This window comes from Gemmatimonadota bacterium (genome assembly GCA_016719105.1).
In the GTDB taxonomy this organism is placed as follows: Bacteria; Gemmatimonadota; Gemmatimonadetes; order Gemmatimonadales; family Gemmatimonadaceae; genus SCN-70-22.
The window spans coordinates 59,006-79,153 of the sequence record JADKAQ010000001.1; the positions used below are offsets into that span (position 1 = coordinate 59,006).

The following is a 20,148-nucleotide window of genomic DNA, read 5'->3' on the forward strand; positions in this document are numbered from 1 at the left end:
AGAGGGCGGTGAGGCGGACTCTGCGGCCTTGGCGCGCGGCCCGCTGCCGCCTATGGCGACGCCAGCCCCGACGCTGGCGCAACGCCCGGTTCCGGACGCGGCAGCGGTCGCGGGAGCGCAGGCGGGCGCGCCGACGCCGGCGGGGTGGCCGTCCGGCCGGGCGAAGCTTCGCTTCGAAGTGACCATTCCGGCGGCCGTGCGTGCGGAGCCGACCACCGGGCGGGTCTTCGTGATCCTCTCGCGCACGAACCAGTCGGAGCCGCGGCTGCAGATCGGGCGCATCGGCGCCCCGATGTTCGGGCGGGACGTCGAGCAGCTGCAACCGGGGCGCGCCGCCGTGGTGGGCGGAAGCGACCTGGGGCACCCGGTCTGGGACCTGGCCGAGATCCCCGCCGGGGACCTACTGGGTGCAGGCGGTGGTGAACGTCTACACCGAGTTCCCCCGCGCCGACGGGAAGGTGCTGTGGATGCACGATGACCAGTGGGAGGGGCAGCAGTGGACTCGCTCCCCCGGCAACCTGTATTCCGTGCCGCAGAAGGTGACCTTCGATCCGCTGAAGGGCGGGGTGGTTCGGCTGGCGGCCGACCAGAAGATCCCGCCGATCGCGGTGCCGGCCAACACCCCGTGGGTCGAGCGGTTCCGCTTCGAGTCGCCGTCGCTTTCCAAGTTCTGGGGGCGGCCGATCTACCTCGGGGCGACGATCCTCCTGCCCCGCGACTACCACCGCGGCACCACCGCCTACCCGGTGCTGTATGAACAGGGCCACTTCTCGTCGGGCAACCCGATGCGGTGGGATGAGGCGAGCGACCTGGGGAAGGAGTGGATGAAGGACGACTTCCCACGCGTCCTCGTGGTGACGTTCCAGCATCCGACGCCGTACTTCGACGATTCGTATGCGGTGAACTCGGTCAACAGCGGCCCGTACGGCGATGCGATCATGCAGGAGCTGATCCCCGAGGTGGAGAAGCGTTATCGCGTCATCAAGGAGCCGTGGGCGCGCTGGCTGCATGGCGGTTCGACCGGCGGGTGGGAAGCGCTCGCGCTGCAGATCTTCAACCCGGACTTCTTCGGCGGCACGTGGGCGTACTGTCCCGATCCGGTCACGTTCACCGACGTGGAAGGGATCAACATCTACAAGGATACCAACGCGTACTACAAGCAGATCACCGAGTGGCACCGCACCCCCACCATCAACTCGCGGGAGATCAACGGCGAGGTCCGGCAGACCTCGCAGCAGCGCAACTGGATGGAGCTGGTCAACGGCACGCGTGGCCGCTCGGGACACCAGCTCGACATCTGGTCCGCCACGTATGGCCCGCTAGGCGAGGACGGCTACTTCAAGCCCGTCTTCGACAAGCAGACCGGGGAAAAGTCGTCGATCGGGGCGTCGCGGAGGGTACTGGCGCGAGACACTACGACCTGCTGTATTACCTGCAGCGCAACTGGAAGACGGTCGGCCCCAAGCTCGTGGACAAGCTCCACATCTACACGGGCGATGCCGACACCTACTTCCTCGATCGCGCCACGCGGGAACTGGAGGCGTGGATGAAGACGACCGAGAACCCGCACTACGAAGGGTACTTCCTGTACGGCGACCAGAAGCCGCATTGCTGGAGCGGGCCGGTCACCGCCGCGCAGCGCCTCAAGGAAATGGCGATGCACGGGTTGCGCCACATGCCGACGGGGACAACGGCCCCGTGGTGGAAGTACTGACCGAGCCAGTGCGGCGGCCCAGAGCTGGGGCGTATCGATTGTGAAACACCAGCTCACACCTCATCTCCACAGAGGAATCATGCGACGACTATTGTTGGCAGCGTTCGCGGGCGTCGCCCTGTTCGCCGGCACGGCAGCGGCACAGGGTGGCACGCGACAGATCACCGGGACGGTGGTCGAGGAAGGGAGCAATGCGCCGATCGCATCGGCGCAGCTGCAAGTGCGCGGGACCACGGTCGGGGCGCTGTCGCGTGCCGACGGGTCCTTCACGATCACCGCGCCCACGGGTGAGGTCGTGCTCGACGTCCGGCGGCTCGGCTACCCGCCGGTCAGCGTGACGGTCGCGGCCGGCGCGTCCACGGTGCAGATCGTCATGCGGAAGGACGCGCTCAAGCTCGACCAGGTGGTCATCAGCGGGCAGGCAACGGGGATCTCGCGCCGCAACCTGCCGAACTCCGTGGCCAGCGTGAGCGCCGAGCAGGTGGCGAAGGTGTCGTCGCCGTCGGTCGACCAGGCGCTGCAGGGGAAGGTGGCCGGCGCGCAGATCTCGACGAGCACCGGTGCCCCCGGCGGTGGAAACCGCGTGCGTATCCGCGGCATCTCGTCGATCCTCGGAAGCGCGCAGCCGCTCTACGTGATCGATGGCGTGATCACCTCCGACGTGTCGATCGGGCAGGGGACCAACCTGGTGACGCGCGCGGGCGGCACGGCCATCTCCGCCGTGTCGCAGGAGGCGCCGGTGAATCGCATCTCCGACATCAACCCCAACGACATCGAGTCGATCGACGTCCTCAAGGGGTCGGCCGCGGCGGCGATCTACGGCTCCAAGGCCTCGGGTGGTGTCATCATCATCACCACCAAGCGCGGTGCCGCCGGGCGTCCGCAGTTCAACCTGCGCACCGGGCTCGGGACGGGTGAACTCGCGTATCGCAACGGACAGCGCCGATTCAAGACGGTGGAGGACGCCACCAAGGCGTTCGGTCCGCTGGCGGCGCAGTACTATGATCCCAATCGCGTCCTCGACTACGAGGAGATGATCTACAACGGGGAGCAGCCGCTCAACCGCGAGGCGACGCTGTCGGTGAGTGGCGGATCGCAGGACACGCGCTACTTCATCTCCGCCAACACGCGCAAGGAAGAGGGGATCGTCAAGAACTCCTATTCGCAGAAGATGGGGCTCCGCGTCAACGTCGACCAGCGCCTCAACGACCGAATGGAGTTGCAGGTGGGATCGGAGGTGCTGCGCACGTTAGGCGACCGCGGGTTGTTCGGGAACGACAACGCGGGCAACTCGATCGCCTACACGCTGACCAAGATCCCGAGCTTCCTCGACCTGCGCCGCAACGCTGATGGCTCGTACCCGGTCAACCCGTTCTACAACTCCAACCCGTTCCACACGATCGACGCGGTCAAGAACGAGGAGGGCGTCTGGCGCAACATTTCGACGGCCAAGCTCACGTGGGACATTCTCGCGAGCAAGCGCCAGGAGTTGCGCTTCGTCGGGTTTGGCGGAACGGACGTGCTGAACCAGGGCAACAACGTGTACTCGCCGCCGGTGCTGCAGTACGAGCCGCTCGACGGGCTGCCGGGGACGTCGACCGTCGGCAGTGCCTCCAATGTTCAGGCGAACGTGAACCTGAACCTGGTGCATGTGTGGCGCCCGATCACCCGTTGGACGGCGACCACGCAGCTCGGGACGCAGTATGAGCGCCGCAAGTTACAACGAGTCGCGCTCTTCGGCGCAGAACCTCCTGGGTGGGCTCGAGGTCGTGACGTCGGGGACGGTGCGCGACCTGTCGGAGACGCGCATCCTCACCGAGGACTTCGGCGTCTTCGGGCAGACCGAGCTCCTGTACAACGATCGCCTGCTGTTGACGGTTGGTGCGCGCGCTGACCGCTCGTCGAACAACGGCGACGTCGGGAAGTTCTATCTCTTTCCCAAGGCCTCGGCGTCGTATCGCCTGCCGCAACTCCTGCCGGGCAAGATCGACGAACTGAAGCTGCGCCTGGCCTATGGCGAGACGGGGAACCAGCCGCTGTATGGCCAGAAGTTCACCGGGCTGGCGTCGTCGAACATCGGGGGGCTTGGCGCCTTCCGCATCGGGACGGGGCTCGGCGCATCGGACGTGCGACCGGAGCGGCAGCGCGAACTCGAGGGCGGTCTCGACCTGGCGATGTTCAACAACCGGGGAACGCTCGAGCTCACCGGCTTCCAGCGCAACATCTCGGACCTGCTCATCACGCGCACGCTTCCGCCGACCAGCGGCTACTCGTCGGAAGTGTCGAACGGTGCGGAGATGAAGGTGTGGGGCGTCGAGGTCGCGGGAACACTCACCCCGATCCAGCGCGGAAGCTTCAGCTGGAACACGCGCGTCAACTGGGGGATGAACCGCAGCGAGATCACCAACCTCCCGGTGCCGGCCTTCTTGTTAGGCACGTTCCAGGTGGGCGCCGTGCGCGTGGAGAAGGGGAAGTCGGCGACACAGCTCATCGGCAACGACACGCTGCCGCAGTCGCCGCGGACGCTGTATCCCAGCGGTGTGCTCATGGGCGACGGCAACCCTGATTGGAACGGTGGTTGGTCAAACGAAGTGCGCTTCGGGCGCTTCTCTGCCTTCGCGCTCCTCGATCGCCAGCAGGGCGGGATGCTCGCCAACGGCACGTGGCGGCACTATGACCTGGGACAGAACTCGCGCGACTTCGACGATCCGGGCCCGGGCGGTCAGAAGCTGGGCGACTTCCGGCGCAACACGTACCTCGTCGTGACCCGCATCTACTACCAGGAGACGTCGTACACGAAGCTCCGCGAGCTCACGGTGGGCTACGACATCCCGACCTGGCTGGTGCAGCGCGGGTGGAGCCGTGCCCAGAGTGCGCGCGTGCAGCTCTCGGGCCGCAACCTGTATTGGTGGACCAACTTCCGCGGTGGCGATCCGGAGGCGGCGAACTTCGGTGCGGGAAACGTCCCCGACGCGGTGCAGCGCAACCGCGAACTCGCCGCCTATCCGCCCAGCCGTACGTTCTGGCTCAACTTCAACGTGGAGTTCTGATCGATGCGCACACGACACACGACCGCCCTCCGGCGGATGACGGTGGCGGCGCTCGTCAGCGCGGTCACGCTCTTCAGCGGCTGCAAGGAAATCACGGTTCCCAACTACAACTCGCCGAATGTCGACGGGTTGCTCAACAATCCGGATGCCGGCACGGTGAACACGGCGGTCATCGGGTTGCTGGTTGGCGCCCGCGGTGGCGTCGGGACCTTCTCGCAGACGCTCGGCATCTTTGGTCGCGAGATGTACAACCTGGACCAGGCCGAGCCCCGCAACTTCCTCTCGTTCCTGGTGGAGCCGCTGACGCCTGGTGGTTTCGGCACCGACCTCGGGTGGACCAATACGTATCGCCAGGTGCTGCAGGCCGAAACGATCCTGGGCGCGGTGGAGAAGGTGGGGAACTACACCGCGGCGCAGAAAGAAGGGGTACGGGGCTTCACCAAGACGTTCGAGGCACTCGCCCTGATGGAGCAGCTACGGGTGCGCGACACCTTCGGCATCGTCCTCGAGGTCGACCCGACGGCTACCAAGCTTGGGGATTTCGTGACCAAGGATGCTGGCTACACGCGTGCTGCCGCGCTGCTCGATGAGGCGCGGACGCATCTCAACGCAGCGGGAACGAGCTTCGCCTTCGCGCTCACCAGCGGCTTCACCGGATTCAACACGCCCGTGACGTTCCTGCGCGTGAACCGGGCGCTCAAGGCGCGACTGGAGATCGATCGTGGGCGGTGGCAAGACGCCCTGACCGCGCTCTCCGAGTCGTTCATCGCGGCCACGCCGGCCACCGCCGCGACGCTCGCTACGGGGGTGTATCACACCTTCAGCACCGCGTCGGGCGATGCCACCAACCCGATGTTCGACGCCTCGCCGCGCGCACTGGTGGCGCATCCGTCGTTCCTCGCCGACGCGCAGCGGAGGGCGGACAACACCCCTGACCTGCGCACCGCGAAGGTGGCGATCAGCACCATCACGCTCACGAGCCAAGGCGTGTCGTCCAACCAGCGCCTCAACCTCGTGGCCAGCAATGCTGCGTCGTATCCGCTCATCCGCAACGAGGAGTTGCTCCTGATGCGGGCCGAGGCGAACGCCAACCTGGGGAATCGCGCCGCGGCGATCGGGGACCTCAATGTGGTGCGCACAGTGGCCGGCGGGCTGGCGCCGCTCGACGCCAACTTCGCGGGCAACCTGATCGACGAACTGCTGTACAACCGCCGCTACTCGTTGTTCGGGGAGTACGGCAACCGCTGGGTCGACATGCGGCGCTACGGGCGGTTGGCGCAGCTGCCGAAGTTCGCGCCCACGCACCGCATCTACCCGATCGTGCCGCTACCGGCCGACGAGTGCAACCAGCGCTCGCCGCAGCCCAAGGGGTGCACGCAGGTGAGCGGGATCTAGCGCGGTCGGCGCCTAACGGCTCGACCGCCCACGCCACGCGTTCGGTGGCGTGAACGAGGGAGGCATTGTCCGATGCAGCGCCGCGGCGCAGCTTTGGGCGATGCCTCCCTCGGCGCTTCCCCGACTCATCTCCCCCATCCCCGGCGTCGTCGTGACGGCAGCCCTCGGCGGGGTGGCGGTGGTGAGCGCACGGTGGCTGAGCGGGGAGTTGCCACGGGTGGGGATCGACGCCGTGGTCCTGGCGATCCTCCTGGGGATCGCGGTGCGCGCGCTCTGGCACCCGCCGGCCTGGGCCCACGACGGGATCGCGCTGGCAGCCAAGCAGTTGCTCGAGGTGGCGATCGTCCTCCTGGGATTCGCGACCGACGTGCGCTGGATGGCGCGTGCGGGCGGGGTGCTCGCCTCGGCCATCGTGGTGACGACCATCCTCGCGTTAGGCGTGGGGCTGCTGTGGGGGCGCCTGTTCGGATTGCCACGGTCGCATGCCCTGCTCGTGGCCTCGGGCAACGCCATCTGCGGCAACTCGGCGATCGCCGCCGTGGCGTCGGTGATCGGTGCCAAGCGCGAGGAGACGGCGTCGGCGGTGGCGTACACGGCCATCCTCAGCCTGGCCCTCGTCCTCGTCCTCCCGTTCGTGCGCGCCTGGCTTGCCCTGGACGACCTGTCGTACGGCGTGGCGACCGGCCTCACGGTGTATGCGGTGCCGCAGGTGCTGGCAGCCGCCTATCCCGTGAGCGTGCAGGCCGGGCAAGTGGGGACGGTGGTCAAGCTCGTGCGCGTCCTCATGCTCATTCCACTCGTCACCATCGTCTCGCTGCTGGAGCGCAAGGTGGCGCACCACGCGGAAGCCGTCGTCCCCTGGGGGCGTGTGGTGCCGTGGTATGTGATGGGCTTCCTGGTGGCGACCGTGTTGCGATCGAGCGAAGTCGTCCCTCCCTTCGTGTCCGTGGGGGCGCAGCAGGGGTCGCACCTGCTCACCGTGATCTCGATGGCGGCGCTTGGTCTTGGGGTGGAGGTAGAACTCCTGCGGCGGGTGGGGTGGCGAACGGCGGCGACGGCGACAGTTTCCCTGCTCTCGCTCTGCGCGCTGGCCGCGGTGGTAGTGATGTGGCTCCCGACCACGGCTCCGTGACTCGGGACTGTCGCGCGATTCGATCCGTCGCACGTACGCTCGCAAGCTCGCTCGTCTGTTCGCTCAACTGTCCGCCCGTGTGAACGCGCACTGCGCGTGACCGACACCCTTTGCAGGAGGATGGACGTGGACCCAACGGCGCACCCCTCAGTTGACGCCGAGCCTAACGATCCGCCCGTCGTCGCGTCGCAAGAGGCGCGCCGCGCCCCGGAACGCGTGAGTCGTCGTGCCCTCCTGGCGGGGGCCGCCGGGGCGGTCGGTGGGGCGATCGTCGTCTCGATTCCGACCGCGGCCATCGGGCAATCGGGGGCGCCGACGGCGGCGCCGGCACCATCGCCAGCCGCAACACCCGCCGGCGATGCCCCCGCCTCGCTCCTTGGCACCCCGACCACGCCGCAGGGCGCCAGGGCGGCGGCCGTGAACCCGTCGCGCGTTCCCGTGGGGCAGGTGACCGGGAGTTCGCGCGCGCCACTCGGCGATCTCACCGGGACCATCACCCCGTCGGACCTGCACTTCGAGCGGCACCATGCCGGGGTCCCCGCGCTGGATGCGTCCACGCATCGCCTGCTCATTCACGGTCTCGTCGAACGCCCCACCGAGTTCAGCGTCGAGGAGATTCGCCGCCTGCCGCAGGTCACGCGCACGTACTTCATCGAGTGCTCGGGGAACGGACGCGCCCCCTTCAAGGATCCCAAGCCGAACCTCACCGCGCAGGCGGTGGCCGGGATGACGAGCAATACCGAGTGGACCGGCGTCCCGCTTGCCACCCTCTTTCGCGAGGTTGGGGTCAAGGACGAGGCACAGTGGTTCCTCGCCGAGGGGGCCGATGCCTGTCGCATGACGCGCTCGGTCCCCGTCGCCAAGGGGTGGGAGGACGCGATGATCGTCTGGGCGCAAAACGGTGAACCGCTGCGCCCGGCGCAGGGCTATCCGTTGCGCCTGCTCCTCCCCGGGTGGGAGGGGAACATCTCGATGAAATGGCTGCGACGCCTCGAACTGGGGACGGAGCCCTGGATGACGCGCTGGGAGACGTCGGTCTACACCGATCCGCTCCTGGGCGGCAAGGCGCGGCAATTCAGCTTCGTTCAGGATGCCAAGTCGATCATTACGTCGCCGTCGCATCCCGACGTGATCAACGCGCGCGGGTGGCGGCCGATATCCGGGCTCGCGTGGTCGGGGCGAGGGCGCATCGCGCGCGTGGAGGTGAGCACCGACGGCGGCACGACCTGGCACGACGCGGAGTTGAGCGGGACGCCGCAGCCCAAGGCCCACGTGCGCTTCCAGTACATGTGGAAGTGGGAGGGGGAGGAGGCGACGCTCCTCAGTCGAGCCACCGACGAGACGGGGTACGTGCAGCCGACGCGGTCGCAGTTGATCGCGGTGCGCGGCGCCGGCACGGACTACCACTTCAATGCTATCGCCGGTTGGCGCGTGCAACGCGACGGCGCCGTCTTCTACCACGGGACCACCTGATGCGCCGCGACCTCATCACGGTAGTGTTGCTCCTGGCGGGGACCGCCTGCGGTGGCGCGGGGAGTGGAACCTCGGCCAGCGCCGGCAGCACCGTTCCCGCAACCTTCGAGCGCTACGATGCCGGTGCCGTGGCCGGCGGTCCGGGGGCGGGAACTCGCTATGCTTTCGGCCGTCAGCCGAGCGACTCACTCCTCGGCGCCTGGGACACCGACGTTGGGAAGAACGGGGCCGAACTGCCGCCCGGGAAGGGGAGCGTCGCGCAGGGGGCGACGCTGTATGCCGCGTCGTGCGCGTCGTGCCACGGTGTCGGAGGCGTCGGTGGCATCTCTCCGAATCCCGCCCTGGTCGGCCGGGACTCGAGCGCCGAAGGGTTCCGCTTTGCAGACGACCCCAAGCTCGTGAAGACGATCGGCAACTACTGGCCGTACGCGACGACGATCTTCGACTACGTGAAGCGGGCGATGCCCCACGCCAACCCCGGGTCGCTGACCAACGACGAGGTCTACGCCCTCACCGCATACCTCCTCTCGGCCAACGGGATCGTCCCCGACAGCGCGACGCTCGACGCGGCGGCGCTACGCGAGGTGAAGATGCCCTACCGGGACCGATTCGTCCCGGATGAGCGAAAGGGGGGGGCTGAGGTCAAATAGTCCGTACGCGGCGAAGGGAAGGGGGAAACGGGGCGATTCTCCGGCCCGGGCGGTATTGACGATCGCTATATAACCACTTAGTTATATGCTCAGTCCCTAGACCGAGCATATGACGCGATTCTCTCCTTCTCGTATCCGGGCCGCCGCGACCGCCCTCGCCACCCTCGTGGCACCGGCGGCCCTTGCCGCGCAGGCGACGATGGCCGCCCAGGCGACCGGAAGCGCGATGTCGGTATCACTCCCGGAGTCGGCCGCACAAGCGCGGCTCTCCCTCGGAGACGCCCTCGATCGCGCCGATCGATCCGCGTACGGCAACCGCGCCCAGGGGGCGATGGCCCGCGCCCAACGGGCGCAGGCGATCGCTCCGCTCAAGGGCATCCTGCCGAGCGTGCGCTTCGACGCTGGCTTCATGCGCACGACCGATCCGATCGGCGCGTTCGGCACCACGCTGCGCCAACGCACCATCACCCAGCAGGACTTCGATCCACGCCGACTCAACTACCCGGCGGCGACGAACAACTACACCGGGGCGATGGTGCTCGAGCAGCCCCTGTTCAACGCGGACGCCCTTGTGGGACGTGGCGCGGCCACGCACGCTGGTGATGCGGCGCGCGCCAGCGCCGACTGGGCGTCGATCGCCACACGCGTCGACGTAATCCGTGCCTACTTTGGCGCCGTGCTCGCGACCGAGAAGGTCGAGATGCTGGAAACCGCGGTCCGCGCGGCTCGCGCCCACGTGAAGCAGGCGGATGAGATGTCGAAGAACGGACTCGTCACGCCGTCCGACGCGCTCCTCGCGTCGGTGAAGGCGGGCGAGGTCGAGACACTCCTCATCGAGGCGCAGGGCGACGTGCTCAACGCACGCCTCGGCCTGGCCACGCTCCTCGGCACGCCGGGCGACAGTGTCTGGCAGCTGCCGGCGGGACTTCCCGCCAGCGACGCCCTGCGCGCGCTGGCGCGTGAGGCGCTCGACGCGTCGCCCCGCGACGCGCGCGCCGACGTCGACGCCGCGCGTGCGGGCGCCGATGCGGCGGGCGCCGATGCACGGCGCGCCCGCGCACTCTACCTCCCTCGCCTGAACGGCTTTGCGCGCTACGACTGGAATTCGGCGCTGCGTCCGTTTGGGGGCGACAACAACTGGACGGTCGGGGTGATGGCGTCGTGGTCGCCGTTCGCCGGCGCGTCGGAGCTGGGTGACGTCCGCGCCACGGCCAGCCGCCGAGAGGCGGCCGAGGCGATGCGCGACGGTGCCGAGGCGAAGGCAAGCCTGGAAATGCAGCAGAGCGCCACGGCCCTTCGCACGGCGCTGGCGCGTCTCGAGATCGCCGAGCGCGCGGTGAAGCAGGCCACCGATGCGCACCGGATTGTCGGGCGCAAGTACGCGGGCGGACTCGCCCCCGTGGTGGAACTGCTCGACGCCGCCGCGATCGAAACGCAGACCCGGTTGGGGCACGCGGGGGCGCGCTATGCGCTCCTCGTCGGCACCGCCGAACGGCGCAAGGCGCTCGGGCTCGACCCGGCCGCCCTGCGTACTCTCGACAGCGCGCCGATCGTGGCGCGCGCCGAACCGTAACAGTCCACACACCCAACCGGTCCACGGAGACTCGTTATGCAGGTATTGAAGGTGACGGTGCTGGCGTCGACTGCCCTGGCGCTCGCGGCGTGCGGTGGCGCCCCGGAACACAGCGCGGTCCGCGAAGCGGCCGCCGCGCAGCCGGTCGGCACGCCGTACGCGATGCGCGACACGACGGTGGTGGCGACGCAGGAAGCGACGGCGATCGCCGAGCCGTTCGCGCAGGCGACGGTGAGCACGAAGCTGATGGGGACGGTGATCGCCGTCCTCGTGAAGGAAGGCGATCGCGTGGCAACGGGACAGCCGTTGGTGCGCATCGATGCCCGCGACCTGGATGCGAAGCGACAGCAGGTGCAAGCGGGGATCGCCAGCGCCGAGGCGATGCATCGTGAGGCCGAGCTGATGGCGGCGCGCATGCGCGCCCTGTACGCCGACAGCGCCGCCCCCAAGGCGCAGCTCGACGCGGCCGAAGCCGGGCTCGCCCGGGCGACGGCCGGAGTCTCGGCGGCGCGCGCGGGAGAGGCGGAGATCAACGCGATCTCCGGCTACGCCGTGGTGCGCGCCCCGTTTGCCGGCACGGTCACACAGCGCTTCGTTGATGCGGGGGCCTTCGCCGCCCCCGGGGCGCCGCTCGTGACGGTGCAGGACAACAGCACGCTGCGCATCGCGGCGACGGTTGCCCCCGAGGTGGCGGCCGGCGTGAAGCGCGGTGCCTCGGTCACGGTGACGGTCGAAGGGGTGGAGGCCGCCGCGACGGTCGAGGGTGTCGTCCCTGCACCTGGCGGAAGCCTCTACACGGTCAATGCCATCGTGAAGAACCGCGACGGCAAGCTGTTGGCCGGTGGCGCCTCACGCCTGCGAGTAGGGACGGGGACGCGGCAGATGCTGCTGGTCCCGTCCTCGGCGCTGCGTCGCGAGGGCGACCTGACCGGGGTGACGGTGGCGAGCGGCGGCGTGACCACCACGCGCTGGATCCGCACCGGGGCGCTTGTCGGCGACCGGATCGAGGTCCTGGCCGGGCTCGCCGCCGGCGACACCGTGTACGTGCCTAACGCGCCGGTCAAGGAGTAGGGTCATGGGCATTTCCGGACGTATCGCAAAGGCGTTCCTGCAGTCAAAGCTGACGCCGCTGGTGACGGTGGCGTCGCTGATCGTGGGGCTGCTGGGGATGCTGGCGACCCCGCGGGAAGAGGAGCCGCAGATCTCCGTCCCGATGATCGACGTGATCGCCGCGCTCCCGGGCGCTGGCGCGCGTGAGGTGGAGAACCTGCTGTCGCGCCCCATCGAGCGGCGCATGTGGGAGATTCCCGGCGTGGAGCATGTGTACGCCATGGCCGGTGAGGGCTACACGATGGTCACCGTGCGCTTCAAGGTGGGCGAGGACCAGGAGCGCAGCATCACGAAGGTGCACGCCAAGCTGGCGTCGGCAATGGATCAGGCCCCGGCCGGGGCGATGCCACCGCTGGTCAAGCCGCATTCCATTGACGACGTCCCCGTGATGACGCTGACGCTGTCGTCGTCGCGCTATTCGTCCAACGAGCTGCGGCAGATTGCCACGCACCTCGAAGACGAGATCCGCACCGTGACCGACGTCTCGGAGACGTCGGTCGTGGGAGGGCAGCCCAAGCAGGTTCGCGTCACGATTGACCCGTCGCGCCTGGCGGCGCGTGGGGTGACACCGGGCGAAGTGGCGATGGCGCTGCGCGGGGCCAACGCGCGGCTGCAGGCGGGGGAGTTCACGGCGGCGAACGAGGTCTATCGTGTCGACGTGGGGGCGCCCCTGGCCAACGCGGCCGATGTCGGGAGTGTGGTGATCAGCGCCCGCGGTGGGGCGCCCGTCATGCTGCGCGACGTGGCCACGGTGCGCGAGGAGTTCGGGGAGGTCGACAGCTACGTTTCGCACGCCGAGTCGGGGGGGAAGGTCGAGCCGGCGGTCACGATCAGCATTGCCAAGCGCAAGGGAGCCAACGCCACGCTCGTGACCAAGGCGGTCGAGGGGCGGGTCGAGGCGGCGCACGATCGGCTCCTCCCCAAGGACGTCACGCTCAGCGTGACGCGCGACTATGGCGAGACGGCGGGGGAGAAGGCGCAGGAACTCATCCTGCACCTGATCATCGCGACCCTCTCCGTGACCCTCCTGGTCGGGATCTTCCTGGGCTGGCGCGAGGCGATCGTGGTGCTGGTGGCGGTCCCCGTCACCCTCGCGCTCACGCTCTTCGTCTACTACGCGTTAGGCTACACGCTCAATCGCATCACGCTGTTCGCGCTGATCTTCTCGATCGGCATCCTGGTGGACGATGCCATCGTGGTGGTGGAGAACATCTACCGCCACATGGTCCGCGGCGACCGCACGCCCGAAGTGGCGGCGGTGGAAGGGGTCGATGAGGTGGGGAACCCGACGATCCTCGCCACGCTCACGGTCATCGCGGCGATCCTCCCCATGGCGTTCGTGTCGGGGATGATGGGGCCGTACATGCGTCCCATTCCCGTCGGCGCCTCGGTCGCGATGATCGCGTCGCTGGCGGTGGCCTTCATCGTGACGCCGTGGATCGCGCTCAAGCTCCTGCGCGGACACGTGGCCAAGCATGCAGCGGCGGCGGTCGACCGGGCGCACGAGCCCGAGGAAGGGGGGCGCTTCGGCGCGTTCTACTCGGGCATCATGACGCCGCTCATCGAGCGCGCGGGGCGTCGTTATGCCTTCTACGGCGTCACGGTCCTGCTGCTCTTCGGCTCGATGGGGCTGCTCGCCATCAAGGCGGTGCAGGTCAAGATGCTCCCCTTCGACAACAAGAGCGAGTTCCAGGTCATCGCCGATCTCCCCGAGGGGACGACGCTCGAGACGAGCCAGGCGTTAGGCGAGTCGATGGCGGCGTACCTGCGCACGGTCCCCGAAGTGAAGAGCACCGAGGTGTACGCGGGGACGGCGGCGCCATTCAACTTCAACGGGCTGGTCCGCCACTACTTCATGCGCCGCGGCGCCAACGTCGTCGATGTGCAGGTCAACCTGCTGGGCAAGGAAGAGCGCGACCGGCAGTCGCACGACATCGCGGTCGCGGTGCGGCCGCACCTGGACTCGATAGCCCAGCGCTTCGAGGCGTCGGTGAAGGTCGCGGAGATCCCGCCGGGGCCGCCGGTGATGTCGACGCTGGTGGCCGAGATCTACGGCCCCAACGACAGCGTGCGCATCGCGGCGGCGACCGAGGTGCGCAAGGTATTCGAGACGACGCCTGGCGTGGTCGACGTCGACTGGACGATCGAGGCGCCGCAGGTCAAGCGCTCGTTCCGCGTCGACCGCGTCCTCGCCGCACGGAGCGGGGCCAGTGTCGAGCAGATCACGCAGACGCTCTACCTCGCCCTGTCGGGGACGCCGGTGGGGGTGTCGCCAAGCGACGAGGCACGTGAAGGGACGGCGATCGTCCCGCGCCTCGCGCTGGAAGACCGCTCGTCGGTGGAGGCGCTGCTCTCCATCCCGGTCGCGACGATGATGGGGCCGCAGCCGTTAGGCCGCTTCGTTTCGGTCGATGCCGGAACGCGTGACGGCGTGCGCGTACGGCGCAACCTGCGCCCGGTCATCTACGTCACGGGTGACGTGGCGGGGACGATCGAGTCGCCGGTGTACGCCATCCTGGCGATGAACGAGAAGCTCGACCAGGTGCGCGTGAACGGGGCGCAGATCGCGCGCTACAACGCGGTGCAGCCGACGGACGTGAACGAGCTGGCGATGAAGTGGGACGGCGAGTGGCAGGTGACGATCGAGGTCTTCCGCGACCTCGGCATCGCCTTCGCCGCGGTGCTCATCCTCATCTACGTCCTCGTGGTCGGCTGGTTCCAGTCGTTCACCACGCCGCTGGTGATCATGGCGCCGATCCCGCTCACGCTCATCGGGATCCTCCCGGGGCATGCGATCACCGGCGCGTTCTTTACCGCGACGTCGATGATCGGGATGATCGCGCTGGCGGGGATCATCGTGCGCAACTCGATCCTGCTCGTCGACTTCATCCAACTCGCCGAAGCGCGCGGGCGATCGTTGCGCGAGGCGGTGATCGAGGCGGGGAGCGTGCGCTTCCGCCCGATCGCCCTCACCGCCGCGGCCGTCGTTATCGGCGGGCTGGTGATGGTGCTCGACCCGATCTTCCAGGGGTTGGCGGTGGCGCTCATGTCGGGCGCCATCGTGGCCACCCTGCTCACCATGGTGGTGGTGCCGCTCCTGTACTGGGAGCTGATGCATCGCCGCGCCGGAGAAGCCGATGAAGCTCCTGCTCCTGATCTACAGCGGGCCGACGCCGCAACGCATCGCGGCGCTGCTTGAGGCGCATGAGGCGCCCGGGTACACGCAGTTCGAGAACGCGCGGGGGGCCGGGGGCACCGGGCGCATCGAAGGGACGCGCGCCTGGCCAGGGACGGCGACGGTCTTCATGAGCGTCGTCCCCGCCGAGCGGGCGACTGAACTGCGCGACGCGCTCCAAGCGTATCGCAGCGCGGGCGTGGAGGGCGAGCACCTCCACGTCGCGACGATTCCGATGGAAGACTACTTCTGACGCACCAACCACCGCTGACACGAGAGACCATCGATGTGTAACGACGACGTGATCCGCCGCATCGCCGGCATCTTCATCCTCCTCTCCGTGGCACTCGGCACCTGGGTGAACCCGTGGTGGTTCGCCTTCACCGCCTTCGTGGGATTCAACCTGGTGCAGTCGAGCATCACGCACTTCTGCCCGCTGGAGAAGATCCTCGGGCGGTTCGGCCTCTTCGGCTGTCACCGGTGAGGTGCCACGCGGGGCGTCGGGGCGCGCCGTGGCGGCCCGACGGCGCTTCGCGGGAGGCGTCGCCGTTAGGCGGCGCCGCGCTCCACGTCGGCGAGCGCGCGCTCGAGGCGCGCGCGCACCTCGAGCGACAGCTCGGCGATGTCGGCGCGCCCGGTCAGCTGCAACGCCGCGGCCGGATCCATCGCCGCCACCGTGCTCGTCCCCGCTGTGTCCCCGGCGTACACGATCACGTTGCAGGGGAGGAGGAGGCCGATGTCACGTTCGGCCGAGAGGGCGCGGTGGGCGAGCGCCGGATTGCAGGCGCCGAGGATGATGTACGGGCGAAAGTCGACGTCGAGCTTCTTCTTGAGCGTCGCGCTCACGTCGATCTCGGTGAGGACGCCGAATCCTTCACGCCCGAGTGCCTCGCGCGTCCGTTCGACGGCGACGGGGTAGTCGAGCGGCACGGTGACGGCGAGGCCGTAACGGGTCGTCTGCTGGACCATGGTGGGCTCCGGATGGGAGAGGGCGTGTCACGAGGCACCCCGCGGGACGCGCGGCGACGCGCACCGCACGGGACGCGTCGCCGCGCGCCGCGGCGTACGCGCGCCCGTCGCGCGGTACGCCTGCCGACATATTACTGAGTGGCTATATTATGGTCCAGCGACCCGCCTGTCCGTTTCCGCCACGGTGTGACGAAGGAGAAGCGCCGGTGCCCAAGACGATGTCCCCTGAGTTGCTGACCCTGGTAGCCGAGCGCTTCAAGGCGCTCGCCGACCCCGCGCGCTTGCGCCTGCTCAACGCCCTCCGCCCCGGCGAGATGACCGTCGGTGAACTGGTCGAGGCCACCGAGCTGTCGCAGGCGAACGTCTCCAAGCACCTGGCCCAGTTGCACACGCTCGGCTTCGTGCGCCGCCGAAAGGAAGGGCTGTTCGTGTACTACGCGCTGGCCGACAAGGAGATCTTCCGCCTGTGCGACGTGATGTGTGGCCGCATCGAATCCGAGTTGAAGGATCGCGAGCGACTCTTGCGCCCCACCGGGTGAAGCGCTGAGGGAGGCCCTGCACGGCGGAGCACGACGTCGCCGAGCTGCACGTCGTCGAGCACCGCGGGCGGCGTTGCGAGGGGGCGGACGGCGCGCCATCGTTCGAGGGCGGCGCGCGTTCCCTCCCTCCGGCCTTCATGGACTTCCTCAATTCCAAGCAGCAGCGGGCGGGGCTGATCATCGTCCTGCTCGGGATCGGAATCCTCATCGCGATCGCCCCCTTCGCCTCCGGACTCCTCGGGGCGTCGGTGCTCTACGTCATGTGCGTCCCGGTCTATCGGCGCCTGAAGGGGATCGTGAACGCCGACCTTGCGGCCGCGATCACCCTGGTCGGCGCGATCCTTTGCATCGCGCTTCCGATCGCGTGGATCATCTTCCTCGCCGCCGACCAACTCCCTGACGCGCTGCGCGGTGCGCAGAAGAGCGACGTCATCCAGCGGCTCTCGACCATTCGCGTGGGGCGCCTGCAGGTCGGCACCGAGATCGCCAAGGCGAGCGGGAACCTCATCCAGTGGCTCTCGTCGCAGGCGATCGATGTGGTCGGCGGGGCGGCACGTGCGACGCTCAACCTGGTCATCTCGTTCTTCGCGCTCTACTACATGCTGCTCTCCGCGGAGCGGTCGTGGCGCGTGTTCCGGCGCGTGCTGCCGTTCTCCGAGGACACCGCGGACGAGCTGCGCACGCGCTTCTACAGCGTGACGCACGCGACGCTGCTCGGCACGATGCTGACGGCGGTGCTGCAGGGGACGCTCATCGGCGTCGGCTTCCGGCTGGTGGGGATTCCGAACGCGGCGTTGTGGGGCGTGGTGACGGGGTTCTGCTCGATCCTGCCGGTGCTGGGGAGCGCCCTCGTCTGGCTGCCCGGGACGCTCGTGCTCGTGATCGAGCAGCGCTATGGCGCGGCGGGGATCCTGTTCGTGATGGGGGCGGTGGTGGCCAGCAACATCGACAATGTGATCCGCCCGATCGTCTTCAAGCGCGTCTCCAACATCCATCCCATGGTGACGCTGGTGGGCGCCTTTGCCGGGGTCGCCTACTTCGGATTGTTGGGGATCCTCCTGGGCCCGCTGGCGATCCAGTACTTCTTCGTGCTCCTGCGGCTCTACCGCGAGGAGTACATCGACAAGCAGGTCACGCGCACGATGGAGATGCGGATCCCGCACCCCGTGACCGATCCGACGTCGGGGCCGGAGGACGCGCCGGCGTAGGGCACACGGGGTGCGAGATGCGAGACGGGAGTGCGCGCGGTATCGCCGCGCGCACTCCCGACTGTCGTCTTCCCCCTTCTGTCCGCGGTCAGTCGCGCCGCAGCAGCTCGAGAAATCCGTCGGCGGTTACCGGCTCCGAGAACAGCGTCCCTTGCCCGTACTCGCACTTGAAGCGCAGCAGTTCCGTCAGCTGCTCCTCGCGTTCGATCCCCTCGGCCACGGTGCGCAGGCGCTTGAGCTTGCCCAGCGCCACGATGGCCCGTGTCGCGGCATGCTCTTCCGGGCGGCGGGTGACCTGGCTGATGTAGCTGCGGTCGATCTTGAGGATGTCGACCGGGATGTCGGCCGGGTCGCCTAACGACGCGGACCGCGAGCCGTAGTCGTCGATGGCGATGCGCACGCCCAGTGCGCGCACCTGGCGCAGCCGGTTGAGCGAGTCGGTCATGCTGCGGGCGAGTCCCCCTTCGGAGATCTCGAGCACGAGGCGGTGCGGTTCGATGGCGCTCTGCTGCAAAGCCGACGCGACGTCCTCGACGAAGCGCGGGTGCAGGAGCTGGCGCGGCGTGATGTTCACCGTGACCGTCAGCGAGCGATCGGGGCCGATGGTGTCCTGCCACGTCTTGGCCTGCTTGCACGCCTCCAGGAGGATCCAACGCCCAAGCGGGACGATGAGCCCCGTCTCCTCGGCCACCGGGATGAAGGCGGCGGCGGGGATGAGCCCGCGCGAGCGATGGTTCCACCGGACCAGCGCCTCGACGCCGGCAATGCGGCGCGAGCGCAGGATCACGATCGGCTGGTACACGAGCGAAAAGTCGCCGCACTCGATGGCGCGCTTGAGGTCGTCCTCGAGCTTGGAGTGCGAGAGGGCCGGTTCATGCACGCGCGGGTCGAAGAGCTCACACGCCCCACGCCCGCGGCGCTTGGCGGCCCGCAGCGCGACGTCCGAGTGACGGAGGATGTCGTCGACCGAGTCCTCGGGCATCGCGCTGGCAATCCCGAGGTTGGCATTGCCGATGAATTCCTTGCTGTCGACCAGCAGCGGTGCGGCAAATGCCTGCCCGATGCGATCGGCGACCTGCACGAAGTTCGACTCATCGGCCATGTCCTCGAGGAGGATCGCGAAGCGCGACCCCTCGACACGTCCCGCCGAGTCGGAGGAGCGAAGGACGGTGTTGAGGCGCGTGGCCGCGGCGACGATGAGGCGCTCGAGCTCTTCCACCGTCGCGCGGATCCCCGCGGCGCGGAAGTCGTCGAACTCCAGGAAGAGCACGGCGAGCGGCAGCTGCAAGCGATGCGCGCGCGACAGAGCGTGCTCTGCGCGGTCGCGGAACAGCGCGCGGGAGGCAAGTCCGGTGAGGGGGTCACGCAATCCTTCGCTGCTCCCCGTCGAGGCGTCGCGTGCCGGCGCCTCGCGCAGCGCGATGACGACACAGCGGTCGACCGGCGCGTCGGCGAGGCGCGTGGCCGTGCACTCCGCCTCAAACCAGCTCCCGTCGGCGCGTCGCACCCGCCAGCGTTGTGGCAGGTGCAACTCCGCGCCGTCCGCGACGCGTTCCAGCGCCTGCGACGCCTCGGCCACGAAGTCTTCGTGGATGAGGCTCGAGACGCGACGCGCGCGGAGGTGGTCGGGCGACCACCCGAGCACGCGCTCGGCGCCGCGGCTGGCATTGGCAATGATGCCATCGCGCCCGGCGATCAGGACCGCGTCGGAGAGCTTGGAAAGGAAGGCTTCTTCGTTCATATCAACAGGTGTCTCAGCCGGAGAGGCGGACGTGGTGGCGCGTTCGGGACGGCGCGAGCGCTGGCGGAAGACCCACCAGAACGACAGGCCCGCGGCGACGACGATGGGTGCGACGACCGACGACAGGGCGGGCGGATTCACACCGGCACCGCGCCGGGGCGTTCTTGAAGAGGTTCGAGCACGAAGTCCTGGACGATGATCGCTCGCGTGTCTGTGGCTTGGAGCGGATGGCGCCCTCCCCAAACTCCCGTCCGGGGAGCGGAAAGGAAACCTCGCGCATCGCGCGGAGTTGCACGAAGGACGCTCATCCGAGTGTCGGCGTTGCAGACTGCATTCCTGAGCCGCACCTCGGCGGTACTTTGATGGTATAACCGCGGGACCTCGCCCACCCATCGCCGCCCCACTCACCTGGTCACGCC

The 20,148-nt window shown here is 68.6% G+C and carries 17 protein-coding genes; 15 read left to right on the top strand and 2 right to left on the bottom strand.

Annotated features, from left to right (window positions below):
- The first annotated feature begins 52 nt into the window (after positions 1-52).
- The 13 genes from IPN47_00230 (at position 53) to IPN47_00290 (ending at position 15,756) form a co-directional block, all read left to right on the top strand.
- On the top strand, positions 53-478 hold the full coding sequence (locus IPN47_00230; protein MBK9406482.1) for a hypothetical protein: 426 nt from the start codon (positions 53-55) through the stop codon (positions 476-478).
- Positions 420-1,550, top strand: coding sequence for a hypothetical protein (locus IPN47_00235; protein ID MBK9406483.1), 1,131 nt, complete (start codon positions 420-422; stop codon positions 1,548-1,550). Before IPN47_00230 ends, IPN47_00235 begins: the two co-directional genes overlap by 59 nt.
- The gene (locus IPN47_00240) at positions 1,547-1,714 is read left to right on the top strand and encodes a hypothetical protein (GenBank protein MBK9406484.1); all 168 of its coding nucleotides are present in this window, start codon (positions 1,547-1,549) and stop codon (positions 1,712-1,714) included. Before IPN47_00235 ends, IPN47_00240 begins: the two co-directional genes overlap by 4 nt.
- 79 nt (positions 1,715-1,793) lie before the next feature.
- Positions 1,794-3,608: a TonB-dependent receptor plug domain-containing protein gene (locus tag IPN47_00245; protein MBK9406485.1), complete on the top strand. Its 1,815-nt coding sequence runs from the start codon at positions 1,794-1,796 to the stop codon at positions 3,606-3,608.
- 1,159 nt (positions 3,609-4,767) lie between these two features.
- Positions 4,768-6,159, top strand: coding sequence for a RagB/SusD family nutrient uptake outer membrane protein (locus IPN47_00250; protein ID MBK9406486.1), 1,392 nt, complete (start codon positions 4,768-4,770; stop codon positions 6,157-6,159).
- 100 nt (positions 6,160-6,259) lie between these two features.
- The gene (locus IPN47_00255; protein ID MBK9406487.1) at positions 6,260-7,291 is read left to right on the top strand and encodes a putative sulfate exporter family transporter; all 1,032 of its coding nucleotides are present in this window, start codon (positions 6,260-6,262) and stop codon (positions 7,289-7,291) included.
- A gap of 120 nt (positions 7,292-7,411) precedes the next feature.
- Positions 7,412-8,764, top strand: a complete 1,353-nt coding sequence (soxC, locus tag IPN47_00260) for a sulfite dehydrogenase (protein MBK9406488.1) — start codon at positions 7,412-7,414, stop codon at positions 8,762-8,764.
- Entirely contained in the window at positions 8,764-9,414 is a 651-nt protein-coding gene (locus IPN47_00265) for a cytochrome c (protein MBK9406489.1), read from the top strand. Before soxC ends, IPN47_00265 begins: the two co-directional genes overlap by 1 nt.
- 109 nt (positions 9,415-9,523) lie before the next feature.
- Positions 9,524-10,987: a TolC family protein gene (locus IPN47_00270; GenBank protein ID MBK9406490.1), complete on the top strand. Its 1,464-nt coding sequence runs from the start codon at positions 9,524-9,526 to the stop codon at positions 10,985-10,987.
- Between the two features lie 36 nt (positions 10,988-11,023).
- Positions 11,024-12,058, top strand: coding sequence for an efflux RND transporter periplasmic adaptor subunit (locus tag IPN47_00275; GenBank protein ID MBK9406491.1), 1,035 nt, complete (start codon positions 11,024-11,026; stop codon positions 12,056-12,058).
- A gap of 4 nt (positions 12,059-12,062) precedes the next feature.
- Positions 12,063-15,296, top strand: coding sequence for an efflux RND transporter permease subunit (locus IPN47_00280; protein ID MBK9406492.1), 3,234 nt, complete (start codon positions 12,063-12,065; stop codon positions 15,294-15,296).
- Positions 15,235-15,525 (top strand): hypothetical protein, encoded by a 291-nt coding sequence (locus IPN47_00285; protein ID MBK9406493.1) that lies wholly within the window; start codon positions 15,235-15,237, stop codon positions 15,523-15,525. Before IPN47_00280 ends, IPN47_00285 begins: the two co-directional genes overlap by 62 nt.
- 33 nt (positions 15,526-15,558) lie before the next feature.
- Positions 15,559-15,756: a DUF2892 domain-containing protein gene (locus IPN47_00290; GenBank protein ID MBK9406494.1), complete on the top strand. Its 198-nt coding sequence runs from the start codon at positions 15,559-15,561 to the stop codon at positions 15,754-15,756.
- Between the two features lie 65 nt (positions 15,757-15,821).
- On the opposite strand, the gene IPN47_00295 is transcribed toward IPN47_00290, so the two are convergent.
- On the bottom strand, positions 15,822-16,241 hold the full coding sequence (locus IPN47_00295) for a DUF302 domain-containing protein (protein MBK9406495.1): 420 nt from the start codon (positions 16,239-16,241) through the stop codon (positions 15,822-15,824).
- Positions 16,242-16,390: 149 nt separating this feature from the next.
- Between IPN47_00295 and IPN47_00300 the strand changes: the two genes are divergently transcribed.
- Positions 16,391-16,780 carry a winged helix-turn-helix transcriptional regulator gene (locus tag IPN47_00300; protein ID MBK9406496.1) on the top strand — a complete coding sequence of 130 codons (390 nt, stop codon included), beginning with the start codon at positions 16,391-16,393 and terminating at the stop codon, positions 16,778-16,780.
- Between the two features lie 137 nt (positions 16,781-16,917).
- Complete coding sequence (locus IPN47_00305) at positions 16,918-17,988, top strand: AI-2E family transporter (GenBank protein ID MBK9406497.1); 1,071 nt, start codon at positions 16,918-16,920, stop codon at positions 17,986-17,988.
- An 88-nt stretch (positions 17,989-18,076) separates the two neighbouring features.
- On the opposite strand, the gene IPN47_00310 is transcribed toward IPN47_00305, so the two are convergent.
- Positions 18,077-19,729: a GGDEF domain-containing protein gene (locus IPN47_00310; GenBank protein MBK9406498.1), complete on the bottom strand. Its 1,653-nt coding sequence runs from the start codon at positions 19,727-19,729 to the stop codon at positions 18,077-18,079.
- Positions 19,730-20,148 lie beyond the last annotated feature (419 nt).

Coding starts and splice junctions, on each gene's coding strand:
- soxC (MBK9406488.1), top strand. CDS start 7,412: ATGGACGTGGACCCAACGGCGCACCCCTCAGTTGACGCCGAGCCTAAC.
- IPN47_00295 (MBK9406495.1), bottom strand. CDS start 16,241: ATGGTCCAGCAGACGACCCGTTACGGCCTCGCCGTCACCGTGCCGCTC.
- IPN47_00300 (MBK9406496.1), top strand. CDS start 16,391: ATGGTCCAGCGACCCGCCTGTCCGTTTCCGCCACGGTGTGACGAAGGA.
- IPN47_00240 (MBK9406484.1), top strand. CDS start 1,547: ATGAAGACGACCGAGAACCCGCACTACGAAGGGTACTTCCTGTACGGC.
- IPN47_00290 (MBK9406494.1), top strand. CDS start 15,559: ATGTGTAACGACGACGTGATCCGCCGCATCGCCGGCATCTTCATCCTC.
- IPN47_00275 (MBK9406491.1), top strand. CDS start 11,024: ATGCAGGTATTGAAGGTGACGGTGCTGGCGTCGACTGCCCTGGCGCTC.
- IPN47_00305 (MBK9406497.1), top strand. CDS start 16,918: ATGGACTTCCTCAATTCCAAGCAGCAGCGGGCGGGGCTGATCATCGTC.
- IPN47_00285 (MBK9406493.1), top strand. CDS start 15,235: ATGAAGCTCCTGCTCCTGATCTACAGCGGGCCGACGCCGCAACGCATC.
- IPN47_00230 (MBK9406482.1), top strand. CDS start 53: ATGGCGACGCCAGCCCCGACGCTGGCGCAACGCCCGGTTCCGGACGCG.
- IPN47_00255 (MBK9406487.1), top strand. CDS start 6,260: ATGCCTCCCTCGGCGCTTCCCCGACTCATCTCCCCCATCCCCGGCGTC.
- IPN47_00265 (MBK9406489.1), top strand. CDS start 8,764: ATGCGCCGCGACCTCATCACGGTAGTGTTGCTCCTGGCGGGGACCGCC.
- IPN47_00310 (MBK9406498.1), bottom strand. CDS start 19,729: ATGAACGAAGAAGCCTTCCTTTCCAAGCTCTCCGACGCGGTCCTGATC.
- IPN47_00250 (MBK9406486.1), top strand. CDS start 4,768: ATGCGCACACGACACACGACCGCCCTCCGGCGGATGACGGTGGCGGCG.
- IPN47_00245 (MBK9406485.1), top strand. CDS start 1,794: ATGCGACGACTATTGTTGGCAGCGTTCGCGGGCGTCGCCCTGTTCGCC.
- IPN47_00280 (MBK9406492.1), top strand. CDS start 12,063: ATGGGCATTTCCGGACGTATCGCAAAGGCGTTCCTGCAGTCAAAGCTG.
- IPN47_00270 (MBK9406490.1), top strand. CDS start 9,524: ATGACGCGATTCTCTCCTTCTCGTATCCGGGCCGCCGCGACCGCCCTC.